The organism is Falsiphaeobacter marinintestinus, assembly GCF_007923355.1.
Lineage (GTDB): Bacteria > Pseudomonadota > Alphaproteobacteria > Rhodobacterales > Rhodobacteraceae > Phaeobacter_A > Phaeobacter_A marinintestinus.
Genome location: NZ_VOGO01000004.1, coordinates 101,270 through 121,064 on the forward strand (window position 1 = coordinate 101,270; position 19,795 = coordinate 121,064).

The 19,795-nt window shown below is 59.5% G+C and carries 22 protein-coding genes and 1 pseudogene; 13 read left to right on the forward strand and 10 right to left on the reverse strand.

Translation table 11 applies throughout. The features are described from left to right. Nucleotides 1-10: 10 nt before the first annotated feature. The 7 genes from FOY56_RS10265 to FOY56_RS10295 all read left to right on the forward strand — a co-directional run bounded on the left by FOY56_RS10265 (nucleotide 11) and on the right by FOY56_RS10295 (nucleotide 5,808). Nucleotides 11-1,075 carry an ABC transporter ATP-binding protein gene (locus tag FOY56_RS10265; RefSeq protein ID WP_146345756.1) on the forward strand — a complete coding sequence of 355 codons (1,065 nt, stop codon included), beginning with the start codon at nucleotides 11-13 and terminating at the stop codon, nucleotides 1,073-1,075. Beyond that, a complete protein-coding gene (locus tag FOY56_RS10270) occupies nucleotides 1,075-2,148 on the forward strand; it encodes an ABC transporter ATP-binding protein (RefSeq protein WP_146345757.1) in 1,074 nt (357 codons plus the stop codon). Before FOY56_RS10265 ends, FOY56_RS10270 begins: the two co-directional genes overlap by 1 nt. Beyond that, on the forward strand, nucleotides 2,145-3,008 hold the full coding sequence (locus tag FOY56_RS10275) for a carbohydrate ABC transporter permease (protein WP_146345758.1): 864 nt from the start codon (nucleotides 2,145-2,147) through the stop codon (nucleotides 3,006-3,008). The genes FOY56_RS10270 and FOY56_RS10275 overlap by 4 nt, the downstream gene beginning before the upstream one ends. Next, the gene (locus FOY56_RS10280) at nucleotides 3,005-3,802 is read left to right on the forward strand and encodes a carbohydrate ABC transporter permease (RefSeq protein ID WP_146345759.1); all 798 of its coding nucleotides are present in this window, start codon (nucleotides 3,005-3,007) and stop codon (nucleotides 3,800-3,802) included. Before FOY56_RS10275 ends, FOY56_RS10280 begins: the two co-directional genes overlap by 4 nt. Then, nucleotides 3,802-4,203 carry a DUF2160 domain-containing protein gene (locus FOY56_RS10285; RefSeq protein WP_146345760.1) on the forward strand — a complete coding sequence of 134 codons (402 nt, stop codon included), beginning with the start codon at nucleotides 3,802-3,804 and terminating at the stop codon, nucleotides 4,201-4,203. Before FOY56_RS10280 ends, FOY56_RS10285 begins: the two co-directional genes overlap by 1 nt. A gap of 80 nt (nucleotides 4,204-4,283) precedes the next feature. Then, on the forward strand, nucleotides 4,284-4,676 hold the full coding sequence (locus FOY56_RS10290; RefSeq protein ID WP_146345761.1) for a BlaI/MecI/CopY family transcriptional regulator: 393 nt from the start codon (nucleotides 4,284-4,286) through the stop codon (nucleotides 4,674-4,676). Continuing rightward, complete coding sequence (locus FOY56_RS10295) at nucleotides 4,663-5,808, forward strand: M56 family metallopeptidase (protein ID WP_146345762.1); 1,146 nt, start codon at nucleotides 4,663-4,665, stop codon at nucleotides 5,806-5,808. Before FOY56_RS10290 ends, FOY56_RS10295 begins: the two co-directional genes overlap by 14 nt. Before the next feature lie 8 nt (nucleotides 5,809-5,816). On the opposite strand, the gene FOY56_RS10300 is transcribed toward FOY56_RS10295, so the two are convergent. From FOY56_RS10300 to rpsU, 5 genes are all read right to left on the reverse strand, one after another. Beyond that, on the reverse strand, nucleotides 5,817-6,590 hold the full coding sequence (locus tag FOY56_RS10300) for a carbon-nitrogen hydrolase family protein (protein WP_146345763.1): 774 nt from the start codon (nucleotides 6,588-6,590) through the stop codon (nucleotides 5,817-5,819). After that, nucleotides 6,591-7,748 (reverse strand): M24 family metallopeptidase, encoded by a 1,158-nt coding sequence (locus tag FOY56_RS10305; protein ID WP_146345764.1) that lies wholly within the window; start codon nucleotides 7,746-7,748, stop codon nucleotides 6,591-6,593. A gap of 116 nt (nucleotides 7,749-7,864) precedes the next feature. Next, nucleotides 7,865-8,260: a nuclear transport factor 2 family protein gene (locus tag FOY56_RS10310; protein ID WP_146345765.1), complete on the reverse strand. Its 396-nt coding sequence runs from the start codon at nucleotides 8,258-8,260 to the stop codon at nucleotides 7,865-7,867. Between the two features lie 32 nt (nucleotides 8,261-8,292). Then, a complete protein-coding gene (locus tag FOY56_RS10315) occupies nucleotides 8,293-9,618 on the reverse strand; it encodes an adenylate/guanylate cyclase domain-containing protein (RefSeq protein ID WP_146345766.1) in 1,326 nt (441 codons plus the stop codon). 193 nt (nucleotides 9,619-9,811) lie between these two features. Continuing rightward, nucleotides 9,812-10,018, reverse strand: a complete 207-nt coding sequence (gene rpsU / locus FOY56_RS10320) for a 30S ribosomal protein S21 (protein WP_008207378.1) — start codon at nucleotides 10,016-10,018, stop codon at nucleotides 9,812-9,814. A gap of 110 nt (nucleotides 10,019-10,128) precedes the next feature. Here rpsU and FOY56_RS10325 point away from each other — a divergent pair, with 110 nt between their 5' ends. From FOY56_RS10325 to FOY56_RS10335, 3 genes are all read left to right on the forward strand, one after another. Continuing rightward, entirely contained in the window at nucleotides 10,129-10,824 is a 696-nt protein-coding gene (locus tag FOY56_RS10325; RefSeq protein ID WP_146345767.1) for a COQ9 family protein, read from the forward strand. An 85-nt stretch (nucleotides 10,825-10,909) separates the two neighbouring features. Then, nucleotides 10,910-11,893, forward strand: a complete 984-nt coding sequence (locus FOY56_RS10330) for an NAD(P)H-quinone oxidoreductase (RefSeq protein ID WP_146345768.1) — start codon at nucleotides 10,910-10,912, stop codon at nucleotides 11,891-11,893. Nucleotides 11,894-12,088: 195 nt separating this feature from the next. Continuing rightward, on the forward strand, nucleotides 12,089-12,589 hold the full coding sequence (locus tag FOY56_RS10335; protein WP_246139453.1) for a hypothetical protein: 501 nt from the start codon (nucleotides 12,089-12,091) through the stop codon (nucleotides 12,587-12,589). Nucleotides 12,590-12,596: 7 nt separating this feature from the next. Here FOY56_RS10335 and FOY56_RS10340 read toward each other — a convergent pair whose 3' ends face one another. Beyond that, the gene (locus tag FOY56_RS10340; protein ID WP_146345769.1) at nucleotides 12,597-13,235 is read right to left on the reverse strand and encodes a ribonuclease T2 family protein; all 639 of its coding nucleotides are present in this window, start codon (nucleotides 13,233-13,235) and stop codon (nucleotides 12,597-12,599) included. A gap of 131 nt (nucleotides 13,236-13,366) precedes the next feature. On the opposite strand from FOY56_RS10340, the gene FOY56_RS10345 reads away from it, so the two are divergent. Further along, nucleotides 13,367-14,140, forward strand: coding sequence for a DUF1013 domain-containing protein (locus FOY56_RS10345; protein ID WP_146345770.1), 774 nt, complete (start codon nucleotides 13,367-13,369; stop codon nucleotides 14,138-14,140). A gap of 175 nt (nucleotides 14,141-14,315) precedes the next feature. Here FOY56_RS10345 and FOY56_RS10350 read toward each other — a convergent pair whose 3' ends face one another. From FOY56_RS10350 to FOY56_RS10360, 3 genes are all read right to left on the reverse strand, one after another. Beyond that, on the reverse strand, nucleotides 14,316-14,675 hold the full coding sequence (locus FOY56_RS10350; RefSeq protein WP_146345771.1) for a hypothetical protein: 360 nt from the start codon (nucleotides 14,673-14,675) through the stop codon (nucleotides 14,316-14,318). A 62-nt stretch (nucleotides 14,676-14,737) separates the two neighbouring features. Continuing rightward, the gene (recR, locus tag FOY56_RS10355) at nucleotides 14,738-15,331 is read right to left on the reverse strand and encodes a recombination mediator RecR (protein WP_146345772.1); all 594 of its coding nucleotides are present in this window, start codon (nucleotides 15,329-15,331) and stop codon (nucleotides 14,738-14,740) included. A gap of 74 nt (nucleotides 15,332-15,405) precedes the next feature. Continuing rightward, the gene (locus tag FOY56_RS10360; protein ID WP_146345773.1) at nucleotides 15,406-15,750 is read right to left on the reverse strand and encodes a YbaB/EbfC family nucleoid-associated protein; all 345 of its coding nucleotides are present in this window, start codon (nucleotides 15,748-15,750) and stop codon (nucleotides 15,406-15,408) included. A gap of 239 nt (nucleotides 15,751-15,989) precedes the next feature. On the opposite strand from FOY56_RS10360, the pseudogene FOY56_RS10365 reads away from it, so the two are divergent. Next, nucleotides 15,990-16,817 (forward strand): annotated as a pseudogene (locus tag FOY56_RS10365) (transposase). A 167-nt stretch (nucleotides 16,818-16,984) separates the two neighbouring features. Here FOY56_RS10365 and FOY56_RS10370 read toward each other — a convergent pair. Continuing rightward, entirely contained in the window at nucleotides 16,985-18,922 is a 1,938-nt protein-coding gene (locus FOY56_RS10370) for a DNA polymerase III subunit gamma/tau (RefSeq protein ID WP_281288818.1), read from the reverse strand. A 28-nt stretch (nucleotides 18,923-18,950) separates the two neighbouring features. On the opposite strand from FOY56_RS10370, the gene ypfJ reads away from it, so the two are divergent. Continuing rightward, on the forward strand, nucleotides 18,951-19,793 hold the full coding sequence (gene ypfJ / locus FOY56_RS10375) for a KPN_02809 family neutral zinc metallopeptidase (protein WP_146345775.1): 843 nt from the start codon (nucleotides 18,951-18,953) through the stop codon (nucleotides 19,791-19,793). Nucleotides 19,794-19,795: the final 2 nt, after the last annotated feature.

The following is a 19,795-nucleotide window of genomic DNA, read 5'->3' on the forward strand; positions in this document are numbered from 1 at the left end:
CTAGGAACGCATGACAGTAGAGTTGCAAGAGGCCAGTAAAGTGGTCCGTGGGATCACCCACATAAAACCGACCTCGCTGGTGTTGGAAACCGGGCACTTCAACGTGCTTCTGGGCCAGACCGGAGCGGGCAAAACCTCGCTGATCAAACTGATGGCCGGGCTTGATCCGCTGGCCTCGGGGAAAATCTTCATGGACGGGCAGGACGTGTCGCGCCTGTCGACGCAGAAACGCAACATCAGCCTCGTGCACCAGTTCTTTGTAAACTATCCGCAAATGACCGTGTTCGACAACATTGCCTCCCCCTTGCGGGTCGCAGGCATGGCGAAATCCGAACTCGAAGCCCGCGTGCAAGAGGCTGCCGATATCCTGCAACTGGGCCCGATGCTGAACCGTCGCCCGCAAGAATTGTCAGGCGGCCAGCAACAGCGCTGTGCTCTGGCCCGCGCCATCGCCAAAGAAAGCCGCGCGGTGTTTCTGGACGAACCGCTGGCGAACCTTGATTACAAACTGCGCGAAGAACTCCGTGAACAACTGCCCGAGCTTTTTGCCGGGCGCGGGGCCGTTGTGGTCTATGCCACCTCGGAACCGGAAGAGGCGCTGCTTCTGGGCGGTCATACAGCGCTGATGGATGGGGGCGTAGTCACCCAGTTCGGTCCCACAGCCGAGATCTATCGCCACCCAACCACATTGACGGCGGCACGTGTGTTCTCTGACCCGCCGATCAATGCCGCCCAGATCACCAAAACCGGCACCCAAGCCCGGCTTGCCACGGGCGTGACATGGCAGATGTCCGGCGCTGCGGCCAACCTGTCCGATGGCACCTACACGGTTGCGATCCGACCGCACCATGTGTTGCCCGTGCAAAACGCACCGCAAGACGTCGCCCTGAACGGGATCGTGCAAGTGACAGAACTCTCAGGATCGGAATCCAGCGCGCATTTCCAGATGGGACAAGACGGCTGGGTTTCCCTGACCCACGGCGTTCACCCCTATCAAGTCGGTGAAGACCACCGCTTTTACATGGACACCAGCAAGGCGTTCTATTTCGCCCCGGACGGGAGCCTCGTTGCCTGATGGCCAAGATCACCCTTTCAAACCTGCGCCATTCCTATCTGCCCAACCCCAAGGGTCCGGAAGACTACGCGCTGAAAGAAATCGACCTCGACTGGCAAGATGGCGGCGCCTATGCGCTGCTTGGCCCCTCGGGCTGTGGCAAATCCACCTTGCTCAACATCATCTCGGGCCTGCTGACCCCGTCCGAGGGGCGCATCCTGTTTGATGACCGCGACGTGACCGATCTGCCCCCCGATCAGCGCAACATCGCGCAGGTGTTCCAGTTCCCGGTGATCTACGACACCATGACCGTGCGCCAGAACCTCGCCTTCCCGCTGAAAAACCGCGGCGTCAGCCCGGCCAAGATCGCCGAACGTGTGGCCGAGATTTCCGAGATGCTCGAAGTTCAGGACATGCTCGATATCCGCGCCTCGCACCTGTCACCCGACAACAAGCAAAAGATCTCGATGGGGCGTGGGCTGGTGCGTGATGACGTCAATGTCGTGATGTTCGACGAACCCCTGACCGTGATCGACCCGCATCTGAAATGGAAACTGCGCTCAAAGCTGAAAGAACTGCACCAAAAGGTGCGCGCCACGATGATCTACGTCACCCATGACCAGACCGAGGCGCTGACCTTTGCCGATCAGGTTGTCGTCATGCAGGATGGCGAAATCGTCCAGATCGGCACCCCGGTTGAGCTGTTTGATCGCCCGCAACACACATTTGTCGGCCATTTCATCGGCTCACCCGGCATGAACATCTTGCCAGCGTCGGTCGATGCCGGACAGGTGATCTTCAACGGCCAGACCGTCACCGTCGAAGGCCCGGTTCAGGGCGATGGCGGCAAAACCGAACTGGGCATCCGCCCCGAATTTGTGGCGCTCGCCGACACCGGCGTGGCCGCACGGGTGCGCAAAGTGTCCGACGTTGGCCGCCACGCGGTCATCGAAACCATGGTCGGCGACACCCCGGTCAAGGCCGTGGTCGAAAGCGCAAATGTCGAACAGGGGGCCGAAGTGCATCTTGCCTTCCGCCCTGACCAGACCCGGCTCTACCGCGATGGCTGGATCACAACGGAGGCGTTCTCATGAAAACCGAAAACCAACGCGCATGGTTTTTCGTGCTGCCGGTGCTGGCGCTTGTGGCGTTTAACGCGCTGATCCCGATCATGACCGTCGTCAATTACTCGGTACAGGAAACCTTCGGCAACAACGTGTTCTTCTGGCAGGGGCTGGACTGGTTCGAACAGATCCTGCGCTCTGAAAGGTTCCACGCCGCCCTTGGCCGCCAGTTCCTGTTCACCTTCCTGATCCTGATCATCGAAGTCCCGCTGGGCATCATCGTCGCCCTGTCTATGCCCCGTCAAGGGATGTGGGTGCCGGTCTGTCTGGTCACCATGGCCCTGCCCATGCTGATCCCGTGGAACGTGGTCGGATCGATGTGGAACATCTTTACCCTGCCCAATATCGGCCTGCTTGGATACTTCCTGAACGATGTCGTCGGGCTGAACTATGACATGACCCAACAACCGATCTCGGCATGGGTCACCATCGTTGTGATGGATGTCTGGCACTGGACCTCGCTGGTTGTGCTGCTGTCTTATGCGGGCCTCGTGTCGATCCCGGATGCCTATTACCAGGCCGCCAAGATCGACGGTGCCAGCCCGTGGAAAGTGTTCCGCTATATCCAGTTGCCCAAGATGAAAACCGTCCTGACCATCGCCGTCCTGCTGCGGTTCATGGACAGTTTCAACATCTACACCGAACCCTTCGTGCTGACCGGAGGCGGCCCCGGCAATTCGACCACGCTGCTATCGATCGACCTTGTGAAAATCGCCCTCGGCCAGTTTGACCTTGGTCCCGCCGCCGCCATGTCGCTGATCTATTTCGCGATCACCCTGTTGGTGTCGTGGCTGTTCTACACCCTGATGACAAAGGATGATGCGCAATGAAAAAACGCTCTCTCATCCCGATCCTCTACATCGCGTTCCTGTTGCTGCCGATCTACTGGTTGGTCGCGATGAGCTTTAAGACCACGAACGAGATCCTGTCAGGCTTCAGCCTGTTTCCCCAAACCTTCACGCTGGAAAACTACCGCGTCATCTTTACCGATCCGACATGGTACTGGGGTTACATCAACTCGATCATCTATGTCTCGATGAACACCGTGATCTCGGTCAGTGTTGCCCTGCCAGCAGCCTATGCGTTCTCGCGCTATCGCTTTCTGGGTGACAAGCAACTGTTCTTCTGGCTGCTCACCAACCGCATGGCCCCGGCGGCCGTGTTTGCCCTGCCGTTCTTCCAGCTCTATTCCTCGGTCGGACTTTTTGACACCCACCTCGCCGTGGCGCTGGCGCATTGTCTGTTCAACATCCCGCTCGCGGTGTGGATTTTGGAAGGCTTCATGGGCGGCATCCCAAAGGAACTGGACGAAACCGCATATGTTGATGGCTATTCCTTCCCCCGCTTTTTCGCGACGATCTTCCTGCCGACGATCAAAGCCGGCGTCGGCGTTGCCGCGTTCTTCTGCTTTATGTTCTCGTGGGTCGAACTGCTGCTTGCCAAGACCCTGACCGCCGTGGCGGCCAAACCCATTGCCGCGACCATGACCAAAACCGCGTCTTCGGCAGGGTACGAACTTGGTTTGCTGGCCGCCGCTGGCACGCTCACCATCATCCCCGGTGCCATCGTCATCTATTTCGTCCGCAACTACATCGCCAAGGGCTTTGCCCTGGGAAGGGTATGATGTTCCGTCTGATCCTGATCCCCGCCGCCCTGATGGCCAATTCCGCCACCGCGCAAGGCTGGGGCAATGTCGCCAAGAAAGAGGAAGAAACCGGCTTCTCCTGGACAGCCCCGCTCTGGCCCAGCTTCTGGATGGCCTGGACCCCGGCCACCTTTGCCCTGTTCTGCGCGCTGTTCAGCGCCATCGCCCTGATCGGCGTGCTGGAGGTGTTCAAATACCGCGATGGGATCGAACGCAAAGGCATCCTTGGCCTGACCACAACCCTTGGTGACCGCCTGTTCATCTCGCTTCTGGGAACCGCCTATATCTTCCTCGCGTGGCTGGGCATCATCGGCCAGCCCGTGTGGTGGCCTGTGGCCATCAGCATCGCCTGGGGTATATTCTGTTTCCGGAAAGTGTGAAATTTAGCTTTGGAAAACGAAATGCTTAGTATTTACTTATTTTGCGCGACGAGTGAGCGATCACCCGGGATGGGACAGCGATGAAAAAGAAGAAAAGCGAACTGCTGACCGAAGTCGAACTTGAGTTCATGACCGAACTCTGGGCCCTGGGCGAAGGAACCGTGCGCGATGTGCTGAACAACCTGCCGGACGACCGCAACCTTGCGTATACGTCGGGCGCCACCATCCTGCGCATCCTCGAACAGAAAGACTTTGCGACCAGCCGGAAAGAAGGCAAAAGCCACGTTTACCGGCCGACCTTGTCCAAGGACACCTATCAGACACGCTCACTGAAAGACCTGTCGATGAAGCTGTTCGACGACACGCCCGCCTCGCTGGTGGCGCGTCTTGTCGATGATGACGAACTGACAGAAGAAGCATTGGGGCAAATCCGGGCACTTGTTGATCGGAGGTTGAAACATGATAGCGGGTGAAGCGCTGCTTGATGCATTCATCAATGCCAATATTCTGTTTTGCATAGGTTTTGTTCTGTGGCGTCTCGTGCGCGCCATGATGTGCCGCGTCGGACTGGAACATGCCTATGGGACGCAACTCAAACTTCTGAACGCGGTCTTTGTGGCCATTCTCTGCGCGCCGCTTCTGGTGCTGGCCGTCAACGCGCTGCAAAACACCGGCGTCGCCAAGGGCATGCACGTCAACCTGTCCGACATGGTGGTGTCCTACTACCTGAACGGCGGGCTTGAAATGAAAGCCTCGGATTTCGAAGGCCTGATCATGCTGCGCGACACCTTTACGCGCAACGTGCTGAACGGCGACGGATTTATTGCGCAAGCCGTGATTGCCATCTTCGTCTTTGGCGCCGCGTTGGGCCTTTCGCGGCTGTTCTATTCGATGTTCTGCCTCTGGCGCATCGTCGCCAACGGCTATGACTGGCGCAGCTTTGGCCGTATGCGAATCCGCCTGTCTGACCGGACCCTCGTCCCGTTCTCAACCCGCGGCCTGCGCAATTACTACGTGGTCATCCCCTCGCACATGCTGGGGCAGGACGACGAACTCAAGGTCTCGCTCGCGCATGAATTCCAGCACATCCGGCAGGGTGATCTGGAATGGGAGATCGTGCTTGAGGCGCTGAAACCGCTGTTCTTCCTGAACCCCGCCTATCACGCGTGGAAACGTCAGGTCGAACACCTGCGCGAACTCAACTGCGACAGTCAGGTTCTGTCCCATGGCCGCATCGACGTGCGCGCCTATTGCGACACGCTGTTGTCCGTGTGCCAGAAAACCCTGCGCCGCGACCGCGCCTTTGTGATCGCCGTGCCCAAGGTGACGCTGGTCACCGCGGATCGGACCTCTCCGGGCAATGGCAAGCACAGCTTTCTGGAACACCGGATCATGTCCGTGCTCAACGCCAAGCGGCTGGCCTATCAGCGGCTGACCTTCTTTGCCACCGTGGTCCCGCTTGTCGCCGTTCTGGCCCTGACCACCGTTGCCATCCAACGCCCCGGAGACTGGAGCCAGGATCGCCTGATGCTGTCGACCGTCGTCAACCTTGACCGTCTCGACGAAATCAATCGCCTGTCGACGTTTGGCCGCATCCGCAACTGATCCGCTTTTCAGAACCTGATTGCTTTGCGATCCACCAGATAAGGCAACAGTGTCTGAGCAGCGGTGACACGCGCCTTGTCCAGATCCGCATAGACAATGTCCGGGGCCCGCCCGGCCCGGACAACCTCGACTCCATCCGGGGCCGCAACCACGCTGGCCCCCAGAAATTCCATGCCGTTCTCGACCCCCGCACTGTTCACATAGGCCAGAAACACCCCGTTTTCATAAGCCCGGGTCGGGATCATGCTATGCGCGACCCAGGACCAATCCGCCCCCAGTGCCGTCGGCACCAGAACCAGCTCGGCCCCCTCTGCCGCGACATGGCGGACGGTCTCGGGAAACTCGACATCATAACAGATCAGTGTCGCGATCCTGAGCCCGCGATACGTGAACACCTGGCATCCTTGCCCGGGCGTAAAATAATCGCACTCGAACCCGGGGGGGATGGTCAGCTTGCGGTGGTGACACAGCACTTCCCCGTCAGGCGACACACAGATGGCGGCGTTGAACAGCTTGTCGCCGTCGCGCTCTGCAAATCCATAATGGATGGCCACTCCAAACCGGGATGCCATTTCTGACATGGCCGCAAAAACCGGCCCATCCGCCGCCTCGGCCTCAGAGATCAACGCGTCCCCGATATTATACCCGCAGGCAAACAATTCGGGCAGCACGACCAGATCGGCCCCCTGCTGCGCGATCTCGCCAAGACACCCCTCCAGCCAATTCAACCGCGCCGCGCTGCCGTCTAACTGCGCAGGGGCCTGAACAACCGCCAGCCGCATTTAGCGCTCCGTCACAAGCAATTCGCGCGGATAGCTGGTCAGGTACTCGCACCCCGTATCCGTCACCACGATGCTGTCGCCAATCCGGCCCGCCGTCACGCCATCAATCGAAATCCCGCCATCCACCGCAAATGTCATGCCCGGTTGCAGAATGGTGGCGTCGCCGGTCTTCAGTTCAGGTGCCTCAAGATACGCCATGCCGATGGACCGCCCGGTCCGATACCCGGTCTGATACCCGCGTTCGGCGTAAACCTCATTGGCTGCCGCCGCCACATCCTGCGCCGCAACACCGGGCCGAATGGCAGCAATCGCGGCCTGCTGGGCATCAATGGCCGCCTGCTGAACGCGTGCGGCCTCGTCTGTCACAGCGCCAACGTGGAACATCCGGTCAAACCCCAGCTTGTACTGCTGAAACTGCGCCATGTTGCAAAAGCAGAAATAAACCGGATCAAACCGTTCATATGGTTTCACAGACGCCCGCCGATGCACCATCGACGTGTCCTTACCGCTTTGCAGGATCTGGAGGTTATGGATCATCGGCGACACGAACCGGTGCCACCCCTTGTCGGTCAGAAACCCCGCAGCGGCCCGGGTTCCGGCGTCGATCACGGCCAGCGCGCTTTCGTACTCCAAAGCACCTTCTTGCAGCGATCCATGCGCCGCCTTCATCATCGCCCCGGCGATCTGACCGGCCTGCGCCATGACCTCAATCTCCAGCGATGACTTGATCATCCGCTGTTCGCCCAGAACCGGCCCGATATCCTCAAGGGGAACACTGGGATACCGTTCATCCAGAAAATTGCGCACAATTGCCGGAATATCGGATCGCTCAATCCAAAGCGCGGATGGGCTTTCGGGTAACGCACCGGCCAACGCACGGCCCCAACTGCGCTGTCCCATATCTTCCCAGGTTCGAACATCCTCGACCCAGGTCATCTCGGCCACCATTTCGCTTTCCATCAACGGCGTGATGACGATCGGAGCCGCATCCGCTGGCACGACCAACATTGTCGGTCGACCGAATTCGATCCCGAGGTATCCCCAGAAACCGGCGAGATACGCGATAGAGCTTTCCGAGGTGAACACCGCATGGCTGATGCCAAGCTCTTTCAACCGGGCCTGAAGCACCGTGGTTCTTGCTTTTGCTTCCTCAAGCATGGTCCGGACTATCCTCGCTTTTGCTGATCTTGATGAGATCAGTCTAAGCGAACCCCGGCCGGTCAGATGCCGTATTTCCGACAGCAGTGGTCAAAACGCGCCGCCGCCGACAACGATCAGCCGCCTTCAACCTGTCGGGCATAATCGTCGGCGTCGAACCACCCGCGCGAGGCTTTGACCAGCAGATCATCGGTCAGATCCCACTCCTCCCAGCCCTCGATGCTCAGCGGGTTGCCGGTCGTGGCGTCGTGGCCCGTAAAGGTCCAGACATAAATCGCATGTGTCCCCGCCAGACGAATCGAATCGCAGGTCAACGTCAGGTCCGGCACATCGGCATGAAACCCGGCCGCCATCGCCTCAACACCTGCCCGCCCGACAGACGGCTCGCCCCGGTTGATCACAATCGCGCCATCCTCGGCATAATGGTCGGCAACGGCGGATGGGTCTTTCGAGTTCCAGGCCGCCGTATATTCGGTGGCTTTTAGGGTCAGTGCTTGGGCAGTGATCGGCATGCTAAATCTTTCTGTGTTGAAATATGTTCAGGTCACGATGGCGATGCGTCGGGAGTCTGTCCAGTTTCCTCTGCCTTTGGGGCAAGAGGCCCCTTCAGCCACCATGTCTCGACCGCGCCCATGCCCTTGATCTCGACCGGTCCGCGCCGGTCAAATTCATAGTTGCCGTCCAGCTCGGATTTCGCGGCAGCCGTCACCTGTATCCGGCCCGGCTCAGCATGGCTTTCCATGCGGCTGGCCGTGTTCACCGTTTCTCCCCAAACATCGTAAAACAGCTTCTTGTTGCCAATCACGCCCGCCACCGCAGGCCCGGCATGCAGCCCGATCCGAACCTGAACATCATCGGGCAGCCCCTCGGTGGCGGCCAGCATGTCCAGCGCCATCTCGGCTGCCTTGTGCACCGGATCTGCGCAAGGCTCGGGCATGCCTGCGGCCACCATATAGGCATCGCCGATGGTCTTGATCTTTTCCAGCCCGTGTTTCTCGGCCAACGCGTCAAAAGCGCTGAAAATCCGGTTCAGAAATTTAACGATCTCTTCAGGTGCCATTTTTGCCGAGCGTGGGGTGAAATCGACGATATCGGCAAACAGGATCGCCACCTGCGGCAGGTTGTCGGCGATGGTCCTGTCCGGCTCTATCTTCAAACGGGCCGCGATTTCATGTGGCAACAGGTTATCCAGCAACGCCTCGGATCGGGCGTGTTCCACTTCCAATGCGGATTCGGCGATTTCCACTTGGCGAACCGCAAGGACCAGCGCCAGAATTGTCAGGCTGATGATTGCCCCAACGTTCGATTGATAAATGAATCGCAGCAGATCGGGTGTGACACCGGGCAGAGCGGGGTCGGGAAACACGAACGGCAGTATCAATGCCAGACCCAGCGCGGGTCCGGCCACGGCGGCAAGAACGCGCAGGCGTCGTGTTCCAAGGATCATCAGAGCCAGCGCAGCACCCGTGAAGAAACCAAGATTCAATCCCGATCCGGCGCCAAAGAAATAGCACAATATCGCGAAAATGGTGCCTCCGATCAGCAACATCGCAAAGCAACCGACAACGACGTTGCGCCGAACAAACGATGGCAGCCCCAGAAAGAGAACTCCGGCCACAAAACAGGTCAATGTGGCAGGCCAGAGATTGGCCGCGTCATAGATCAGATAGAAGACGGCGTAGTTCCAGAACGACAACGTGGCGATCGGAACAAACGCCGCCATCAACAACACCGCCCGTTTGTGGCGCGGCGAAAGTGTTGGGTCGTCGGAATAGGAAAACCGCCGCCACAGGCGCTTGACCCCAGAGGGTATCTTGATGGATTCGGTTTTGGATGTGACGGGGTCAGGCGCCGCCTTGCGAAGTCCCATCCGTCGAAGCCTACCCGATCAAGGGGCGCGCGGGAACAGGGAACCGCCGTGCAAAAGATGTGTACAAAACGGTCAATCGGGGGTTTTGGGCGTGTACAAAACGGTCAAAACAGGGCCCCAAAAAACGACAAACCCCCGCGGCCGGGCCTCGGGGGTCGTCAAATTCTAGCGTCTGAAATCAGCCGCGGTGTGCTTAGAGCATACCTTCGCGCTGTGCTTTCTTACGTGCCAGTTTACGGGCACGACGAATCGCTTCAGCTTTCTCGCGCGCTTTTTTCTCGGACGGTTTCTCGAAATGTTGCTTGAGCTTCATTTCGCGGAAAACGCCTTCGCGCTGCAGCTTTTTCTTCAGGGCACGAAGCGCCTGATCGACATTGTTGTCGCGAACACTAACCTGCATGTGGTTGTCACCACCTTTCTAGAGTAAGAGTTGCAAGGATTTGCAGGAAGGGGCCGTATAGCAAAGCCTACCCTACCTGTCCAGTACTCTGAGACGCAGCGGAGATTTCGATGACCAAGCCCAATGAAGAGGTGAAAAACCAGCTTCTTGACGCCGCTCTGACCCATGTCGTTTTCGACGGGTGGAGCGATGCGACGTTCCAGGCCGCCCTTCAAGACACCGGCCTTGATCCGGTTGTGGCCCGGGCAATCTGCCCACGAGGCGCGGTGGATCTGGCGCTTGCCTTTCATCGCCGTGGCGACGCCGCCATGCTTGAGCGGTTGAAATCTGCGGATCTGGAGGGCATGCGGTTTCGCGACAAGATCGCTGCTGCCGTGCGCTTTCGTCTGGAAGCGGTGCCGGACAAAGAGGCCGTGCGGCGCGGTGTGACCCTGTTTTCCTTGCCGCAACACGCACCGGACGGTGCCCGCGCAATGTGGGAAACCTGCGACAAGATCTGGACCGCTCTGGGCGATTCATCCAATGATATCAATTGGTACACCAAACGCGGAACATTGTCGGCGGTTTATTCCTCGACGGTGCTCTACTGGTTGGGTGACGACAGCCCCGACCATCAGGCAACGTGGGAGTTTCTGGATCGCCGGATCGACAATGTGATGCAGTTCGAAAGCTTCAAGGCGCAGGTGCGCCGCAACCCGTTGCTGAAACCGCTGCTGGCCGGGCCCGATTGGTTGGCCGAAAAGATCCGCCCACCCCGTCGGGACTTCGGCGACGACCTGCCGGGCACCACAAGCCGTTCCGACTAACGCCGGGATCGATAACACCAGATTCTGAACCCTCCCCATTTCCCCGACCAAACTGGCGGCGCGTGCCGCTTCGAAGGAGACTGATATGACCAAAACCATGCGCGCCGTAGAAATCACCGAACCCGGTGGCCCGGATGTTCTGAAAGTGACGGAACGCCCAATACCTGAACCGCAGCACGGCCAGATCGTGATCCGCGTCGCCTATGCGGGCGTCAACCGTCCGGACGCGCTGCAACGGGCAGGGGCCTATGCACCGCCCCCCGGTGCCAGCGATCTTCCCGGACTTGAGGCTTCGGGCGAAGTGTATGCCGTGGGCGACGGTGTGACCCAGTGGGCGGTCGGTGATCAGGTCTGCGGCCTGCTTCCCGGTGGTGGATATGCCGAATACGTGGCAACCCCTGCAGCGCATTGTCTGCGGCTTCCCAAAGGTATGGGCCTGAAAGAAGCCGCATGTCTGCCCGAGACGTTTTTCACTGTCTTTTCAAACGTGTTCAACCGTGGCGGGCTGAAAGCCGGAGAGCGGTTTCTGGTGCATGGCGGATCATCGGGGATCGGGACAACCGCAATCCAGCTGGCAAATGCCTTTGGTGCGCGGGTCTTTACGACTGCCGGATCTGCCGAGAAATGTCAGGCCTGCCTGGACCTTGGTGCCGAGCGTGCGATCAACTATCGCGAAGAGGATTTTGTCGAGGTCGTCAAAGATATGGGTGGCGCAGACCTGATTCTGGATATGGTCGGCGGCGATTACATTCCACGAAACATCAGGACGTTGGCTGACGATGGACGGTTGGTACAGATCGCGTTCCTGACAGGGCCGAAAGTCGAGATGAACTTCGCGCAGGTCATGACCCGCCGTCTGATGATCACAGGATCAACGTTGCGACCGCAAAGCGATCTCGCCAAGGCCCGGATCGCGACCGACCTCGCCGAAGCGGTCTGGCCATTGCTGGATGCCGGGACAGTAGCCCCGGTCATGGACAGTGAATTTGCTTTGGAAGAGGCTGCTGCGGCGCATGCCCGGATGGAGAGTTCGGGCCATATCGGCAAGATCGTTCTGAAAGTTGCGTAACGGTTGAGGCTGGGAGGCGGCGCGGGAGGCGGGCTGGGCGCAGCGCGCCCAGCCCGCCTCCCGCGCCGCTGTCGGCTCTGCAATTGCAGAGGATGTCGTTGGGGAAGACGTGTTGTTGGCGGCAAAAGACAGAACGGGGTTTCCTCTTGTGGGCCGCGCTGTAGGTTGAGTGTGAACGGAAAAATGGGTGGCAGAATGAGATCTTTAGCTGGATGCGCGGTTGCCGTGGCAATCGCATTTGGTGCCGGGCAGGCCGCGGCGCAGACGTTGATCGACAAGGGGTTTATTGCCGGGTGGAACCTTATGGTTGACCCGGCGTTTGGCAACGGGTGCCTGATTCAGACGGTCTATGAAGATCTCTCGGTGGTGCGCCTGGGCTATGATGCGCAGAATGATCGCGGATACTTTGCGGTTATGAACAGGGCCTGGGGGCAGATCAAGCAGGGGACGCAATACAACATCAAGTTCGATCTGGATGGGCAGGTTTTCGACGCTGTGGCGATTGGCATGAAGCAGGGCAAAGTCCCCGGCGCCGTGGTGTTTTTCACGGATCGCAACTTTGTTCATGCCATCGCGCAGAAGAAGGTGATGACCGTTTATGGCCAAACCGGGCAAAAGGTTATGGCGATTGATCTGCACGGCACCGCCAAGGCGCTGGAGTATGTGCGCAGCTGTCAGGCCGAAATGGGCAGCTGACCGGCTTTTACCTGACCGGTGTAAACAGCGCGTCTGTCATCGTGCAATCGCGGATCACATCCCGACCGCAAGGCACCGGTGTCAGGTCACGTGACAGGCAAACCCGGGCTTCGTGGATGTGGCCGTCTTTGCAGGTCACGGTCAGCATATTCGGCTCAAGCTGGGGATTTTCTTTCAGAAACGCCTCTTCGACAACCGAGGCGGGCAATTTCACTGTCCGGTCGAGTTTGCGAAACACATCGGGGCGGTTGACTTGCTCATACGCATGGCGGGACAGGGCATAATAGGCCGGGGCTGTCAGCCCTGAGCAGGTGCCGTGTTTCTTCCACTGATGCCAGGCCAGGCCGGAATTGCCCATGATATCGGCCATCTCGGAGGTCATTCCGCGCGACGGCGGGGCGTGCGGGGTACGGCAGAACGATGGCCAGCCCTGATGGTATTGCGGCCAGAGGCCATGCAGCGTCCATCCGAAATCATGGCGGTCGTCGCATTGATCCGAGTCGCGCCGGTCGCCTTCGGTGGCGCACCAGTTCGGCGACCAGCTGAGACTGAGGACATAGTAGTCGAAATCACCCGATTTTTCGCCATCGGCGAAGACCGGACAGGCCAGAACCATGGCCAGAACCCACAATGTAAACCCGCGCATTCTCTCTTTCCTTATGTGTTTTGGCGCACTATATAGCCCAGATGTTCCCCGACAAGGTGACCCGTTCCGGCTTAGACCGGGACCGCCGGCTCCAGGCGACGGGACAAATGTGTTTGAAGGAGACGACGTGCATGGCAAAACCGTTGATGGCCAAGGCCACCGCCGTGTGGCTGGTAGACAATACGACAATCACGTTCAAGCAGGTCGCGGATTTCGTCGGCATGCACGAGCTGGAAGTGCAGGGCATCGCCGATGGTGACGTGGCTGTGGGCGTAAAAGGGTTCGACCCGATTGCCAACAACCAGCTGACTCAGGACGAAATCGATGCTGCCGAGAAAAACCCGCTTCACAAGATGAAGCTGAAATTCAATGCTGCAGCCACGGGCGAAGAAAAACGACGCGGGCCACGGTATACGCCGCTGTCCAAGCGTCAGGACCGGCCCAATTCGATCCTGTGGCTGGTCAAGTTCCATCCTGAGTTGACCGATGGCCAGATCGCCAAGCTGGTGGGGACCACCAAGCCGACGATCCAGTCGATTCGCGAACGCACCCATTGGAACATTTCCAACATGCAGCCGATTGATCCGGTGGCGTTGGGCTTGTGCAAACAGTCCGAACTGGATGCTGCCGTTCAAAAGGCCGCTGCCAAGAAAGCCGCTGATGGCAACGTCATGAGCGATGATGAGCGTCGCAAGCTGGTGTCGACCGAACAATCGTTGGAAATGGACGCAGAGCCCAAGATCCCGACGGCCATCGAAGGGCTTGAGACCTTCACTTTGTCAGGCTCGGATGACGAACCGCGCAAGGAAAAAGAGAACGTTCTGGACGCGGACAGCTTCTTCAACCTGCCAGCAGGCAGCGATGACGATGAAGAAGAAGACACGGAACACGACCCTCGCTTTTGATCTGTGAAGCGGAGCCCGGCATCATGTGAATGACGCCGGGTTTTCAGCATTTTCAGATTGCCGCAATGGGGTCTCCGGATCGGATGCGGTTGGGGGACGTTGTCCCCCTCTTGGCCTTTTGGCCAATTCACCCCTTTTGAGTATTTATCAAAGAGAAGAGACAGGGGCTGTGCGATTACGTGTCGTACAGGGCCAGCTGAATTCGGGGGAACAGCCCGAAGGCGATCTGGGCGGCCAAACCCATAGCACCGGAGAGCGTCAGGTATGTGGCCAGCTGTGCCGTGAGAGACCGTCCGAACCCAAATCGGGCAAGTATGAACTCGGCGGCGATCAGCAGTGCGAAGGCAGATCCCCCCATGATCAGCCGGGTGTAGGCGGTGTTCAGATCGGCGCGATTTGCGGTCAACCGTTTCGCGACCACCCAGGACAAGGTTAGCATCACAGGCAGTTCTGCCAGAACCGCCAGCGTTTCGCCAATGGCCGGGGCAATCACCACAGTGCGAAATGTGCCCAAAGCGAAGCCAATTGCGAACATGACCAGAAAATAGAGGCCACCTGATCGGATGGCAGGGACGCTGCGATATGTCGGCGTCCCCGTCAGACCTCTTTCCGGGCGCGCAGAGCCGCCGAAATGGTGCCGTCGTCAAGGTAATCCAGCTCTCCGCCGATTGGCACGCCTTGTGCCAGCGAAGTCAGCCGGACACCTCCGTGCAACTGATCGGCAATGTAGTGGGCTGTGGTCTGGCCATCGATCGTGGCGTTCAGGGCCAGAATGACTTCGGTGATGTTTTCGGTCGCAACCCGGTCAACAAGACGGGGGATACGCAACTCTTCCGGGCCAACTGAATCGAGGGCGGACAACGTGCCACCCAACACATGGTAGCGGCCTTTGAACACGTTTGCGCGCTCCATCGCCCAGAGGTCGGCGACGTCTTCGACCACGCAGATTTCACCAATCGCGCGTTTTTCGTCGTCGCAGATCTCACAGATTTCGGAGGTTCCGACATTGCCGCAGTTCAGACATTCCCGGGCGGTTTCGGCGACCTCGCGGATCGCGTCAGCCAGAGGGATCAAAAGCAGCGCCCGTTTGCGGATCAGATGCAGAACCGCCCGGCGTGCTGAACGGGGGCCAAGCCCGGGCAGCTTGGCCATCAGTTCGATCAGAATGTCGATGGGCGATGCGTTGCGCATAATGCAAGATGTGCTGCTGCCGGTGCGCCTGCGGTGGTCCGGCAAACGGGGCCGGATGTGCAGGTGAAACCGGATCAGAACGGCAGCTTGATATCCTTTGGCAGGCCCATGCTTTCGGTCAGCTTGGCCATTTCGTCCTGCGCCCGCTCAGCGGCCTTGGTCTGCGCATCTTTAACGGCTGCCAGGATCAGGTCTTCGACAACTTCCTTGTCGTCCCCATTGAAGATCGACGGGTCGATATCCAAAGCCGTCAGTTCGCCCTTGGCGGTTGCCGTGGCTTTGACCAGCCCGGCTCCGGATTCGCCGGTGACGGTCATGTTGCCCATGTCTTCCTGCATCTGCGCCATCTTGGTTTGCAGATCCTGAGCGGATTTCATCATTTTGGCCATGTCGCCAAGGCCGCCAAGTCCTTTGAGCATCCTCGTTATCCTTTGCTGTTCAGTTCGTTCCGTAGATACGGAACGGGGCAGGTTTGTACAAGTCAGCCTGTCACCGCGCCGAAAACCGCTCTAACAAGCGGTGCGCGAGGACGGTTACCATTGAGCGGGTGCGGGGAGCCGGCCGAGCGATGAGTATTCAATGCTTGGTTTTAGGGGGCCTTGTTGCACAAATCGGTTTTGAGATTCATCCTATGAATCCTGCATGATAGCTTGAAAGCATGAGCAGTTGGACCCCTACGAATTACGAGACACCGACCTGGTCGGCTTTCAATGAGGCACTGAGGCGGCGCGGTTCGCTGACAGTGTGGTTTGATCCCGACATGGTCTGGACCCCGCCGCCGACTGGTAAGCTTGGTCGGCGACAGGAATTCAGCGATGCGGCGATCCAGACCTGCCTGACCCTGAAAGTCCTGTTTGGTTTGCCGCTGCGGCAAACCACCGGTTTTGTCGAGAACCTGGTGCGGTTGGTCGGGTTGGACTGGGTGGTGCCGGATGTCAGCCCCCTTTGGGCGCAAGATACACACAGGGATCGATGAAGACACGCTGGACGTTCGAGCGGTCGAGGTCACCGCCAGCAACGTCGGTGATGCGCCGATGTTGCCGGAATTGTTCGCCCAAATCTCGTCTCATCAGCGCATCGGACCAGTGATCACCCCCTCTCGGCAGAGTGCTTCGCAATCGCCTGCCGGGCAGTGGACGGGGCTTATGACACGCGCAAATACCACGACGCGATTGCTGCCCGTGGTGCCCATGCCGTCAGCGCGCCACGCAAGAACGCCAAGCCGTGCAAACCCACCAGCGCCGCGGCCATCGCCGGGAACGATGCGATTAGCGCATTGCGATACCTGGGCTGCGCCCCGTGGCGGCGATGGAGCGGATATCACCGCAAGAGCCGTGTCGACAGCAAGATAAATCGCGTGAAACTTCTTGGGCAGTCGCTCATCGTACGCGAATTTGACAGACGGGTCGCAGAAATCCAGGCACGCGTCGCGGTGCTGAGCCGCTACACCGCTCTTGGAACACCCGTCACAGAGCCCGTAGGATAAGCCCGTTCGGGGAAAGAGGAAGCACGGCCTTCAACCGATTTTTGCGACAGAACTGATCTGAGGCCAATGCTCTTGTGTCCGCGGCCGATTTTATTATGTCGTTGGATACGCCTGGCGGCTAATCCCAAAGCATCGATGCGTCCCCCTCCCCGGGGTCACCGTTTGGCTCAATCATCCTCAAACGGATCCCACTCATCCTCAACTTCGGGTAGGGCTTCGATCTCGACTTCTGCGGCGATCGCCTCGGGGGTGCGGATCGCCATTATGCTGGCTTTGGGAAACCGGTCCAAGACCGCCTGGATCAACGGGTGTTCGGTGGCTTGGTCGCGCAATGCTGTTTCAGCCGCATCGCGCTCTTCCGCGATGGTCGGCGTACCACCATCCGACACGACACTGATCGCCCATCGATTGCCGGTCCAGCCCTGCAATCGGCCTCCCAGCCGCTGGGCCAGATCGGGTGCGGCATTGGGGGCCGGGCAGAATTCGATCCGACCGGGCTGATAGGCAACCAGACGAACTCCGGTTTCGATTTCGACCAGCAGTTTCACGTCGCGATTGGCCCGGATCAGTTCGACCACGTGATCGAAGGTCGGATAGCGGGCCAAGGCGCCTTCGACTTCCTGTGCAAGGGCAGCTGTCGGGGCATTGCCGGCAGAGCCGGCCGGGGCCGAGGCGAAGCCGAGGCCCCCCCCGCCCGCCGCAGGCGTGCCCGTGCTTTGCACGGGTCTCCCCCCACCCGGATCTGGCGGAGGCGGCGGCGTGTCTTTAAGCTTGCGGATCAGTTCTTCGGGGCTGGGCAGATCAGCGACATGGGTCAGGCGGATTACGGCCATCTCGGCAGCCATCATGGCGTTCGGGGCCGACGCGACCTCGTCCAGCGCTTTCAGCAGCATTTGCCACATGCGCGTCAGGACCCGCATCGGCAGCGTTTGCGCCATCTGCTGGCCACGGGCGCGTTCATCGGGTGAAATTGTCGGGTCGTCGGCGGCATCGGGGGTGATTTTGACCACCGACACCCAATGGGTGATTTCGGCCAGATCGCGCAACACGGCCAACGGATCGGCGCCTTCGGCATACTGACCGCTCAGCTCCGTGAGGGCGGCGGCAGCATCGCCGCGCAGGATCATGTCAATCAGATCCAGAACCCGTCCACGGTCAGCCAGACCCAGCATTGCACGCACCTGATCGGCCGTGGTTTGGCCCGCGCCGTGCGAGATCGCCTGATCCAGCAGCGAGGTCGCATCCCGGGCCGAGCCTTCGGCAGCGCGTGTGATCAGGGCCAGGGCGTCTTCGGCAATCTGCGCGTCTTCCGAATCGGCGATCCGGCGCAACATGGCGATCATGTCTTCGGGTTCGATCCGGCGCAGGTCAAACCTCTGGCAGCGTGACAGCACGGTGACCGGAACCTTGCGGATCTCCGTGGTGGCAAAAATGAATTTGACGTGGGCTGGCGGTTCTTCCAGCGTTTTGAGCAGCGCGTTGAATGCGCTGGTCGACAGCATGTGGACTTCGTCGATGATATAGATCTTGTAGCGTGCGCTGGCGGCGCGATAGCGGACACTGTCGATGATTTCGCGGATGTCGTTCACACCGGTGCGCGAGGCGGCGTCCATCTCCATCACGTCGACATGGCGCCCTTCCATGATCGCGACGCAGTGTTCACATTGCCCGCAGGGTTCGGTCGTGGGGGTGCCTTGCCCGTCGGGGCCTATGCAGTTCATGCCTTTGGCGATGATCCGGGCGGTGGTCGTCTTCCCGGTGCCCCGGATTCCGGTCATGATAAAGGCTTGCGCAATGCGGTCCGCCGCAAAGGCGTTCTTCAGCGTGCGGACCATCGCATCCTGCCCGACAAGGTCGGCGAAGGTTTCGGGACGGTATTTTCGGGCGAGAACCTGATAGCCGGACGGAGTGGATTCGTTCATGGAAGACCTTTGGCACGTGTCACCGCGATACGTTAAGCGCAGCGACGCGGCGCGTCCACCGGGTAGCCCAGGATAACGGTCACTCGCGCGCCGCGAGGCCAGCGTTGTGGTCGGTACGGATCGGGTAGGGGGAAACCTCGGCCTTTGAAAACATTTGTCAAATGCCTGTGATAAGCTATCCATAGCAGGCGGGATCACGTTTGGGGGAAATATGCGTCTGCGCGGAGTCCGGGGAAGCCGGAATGTGGAAGATCGCCGGGGCCGGTCGATGTCGGGCGGTTCCGTCGGTGGAATTGGTATCGTCGGAGTTTTGGTTGTTCTGGCGCTGGGGTATTTTACCGGTTTGGACGTGTCGCCATTGTTGAATGACACAGGCGCGGCACCGCAACAGCAGTCACGACCAGTATCGCCCGAGGATGAAGCGGCGGGCGTGTTTGTCTCGCAGGTTCTGGCGACGACCGAACAGGTCTGGGACGGCATCTTTCGCGATCAGCTTGGCCAGCCATATACCCCGCCGGTTCTGGTGTTGTTTTCCGGCGTGACGCAAAGCCCTTGTGGCAATGCCTCGGGCGCGACCGGGCCATTTTACTGTCCGGCCGATCAGAAAGCGTATCTGGACACAGGTTTCTTTGTGACCTTGTCGCGCCAGCTGGGCGCAAGTGGGGATTTTGCCGCCGCCTATGTTGTGGCGCATGAGGTCGCACATCACGTTCAGAACGAACTGGGGATTCTGGGCGAGGTCAACACCTACCGCCAGCAAGCGTCTGAGGTTCAGGCAAACGCCATCACCGTTCGGCTTGAATTGCAGGCCGATTGCTTGTCCGGCATTTGGGCGCGGGCTGTGGACGGTCTGTTAGAGCCCGGCGATATCGACGAGGCTTTGAACGCGGCCCGACAGATTGGGGACGATACGTTGCAGCGCAGGGCAGGGCGTGCACCGCAGCCGCATACGTTTACACATGGCACATCAGACCAGCGTTCACGCTGGTTTGCGACCGGGTTCAAATCCGGCAACCTGCGATCCTGCGACACGTTCAGCGCAGAGCGGCTGTAAGC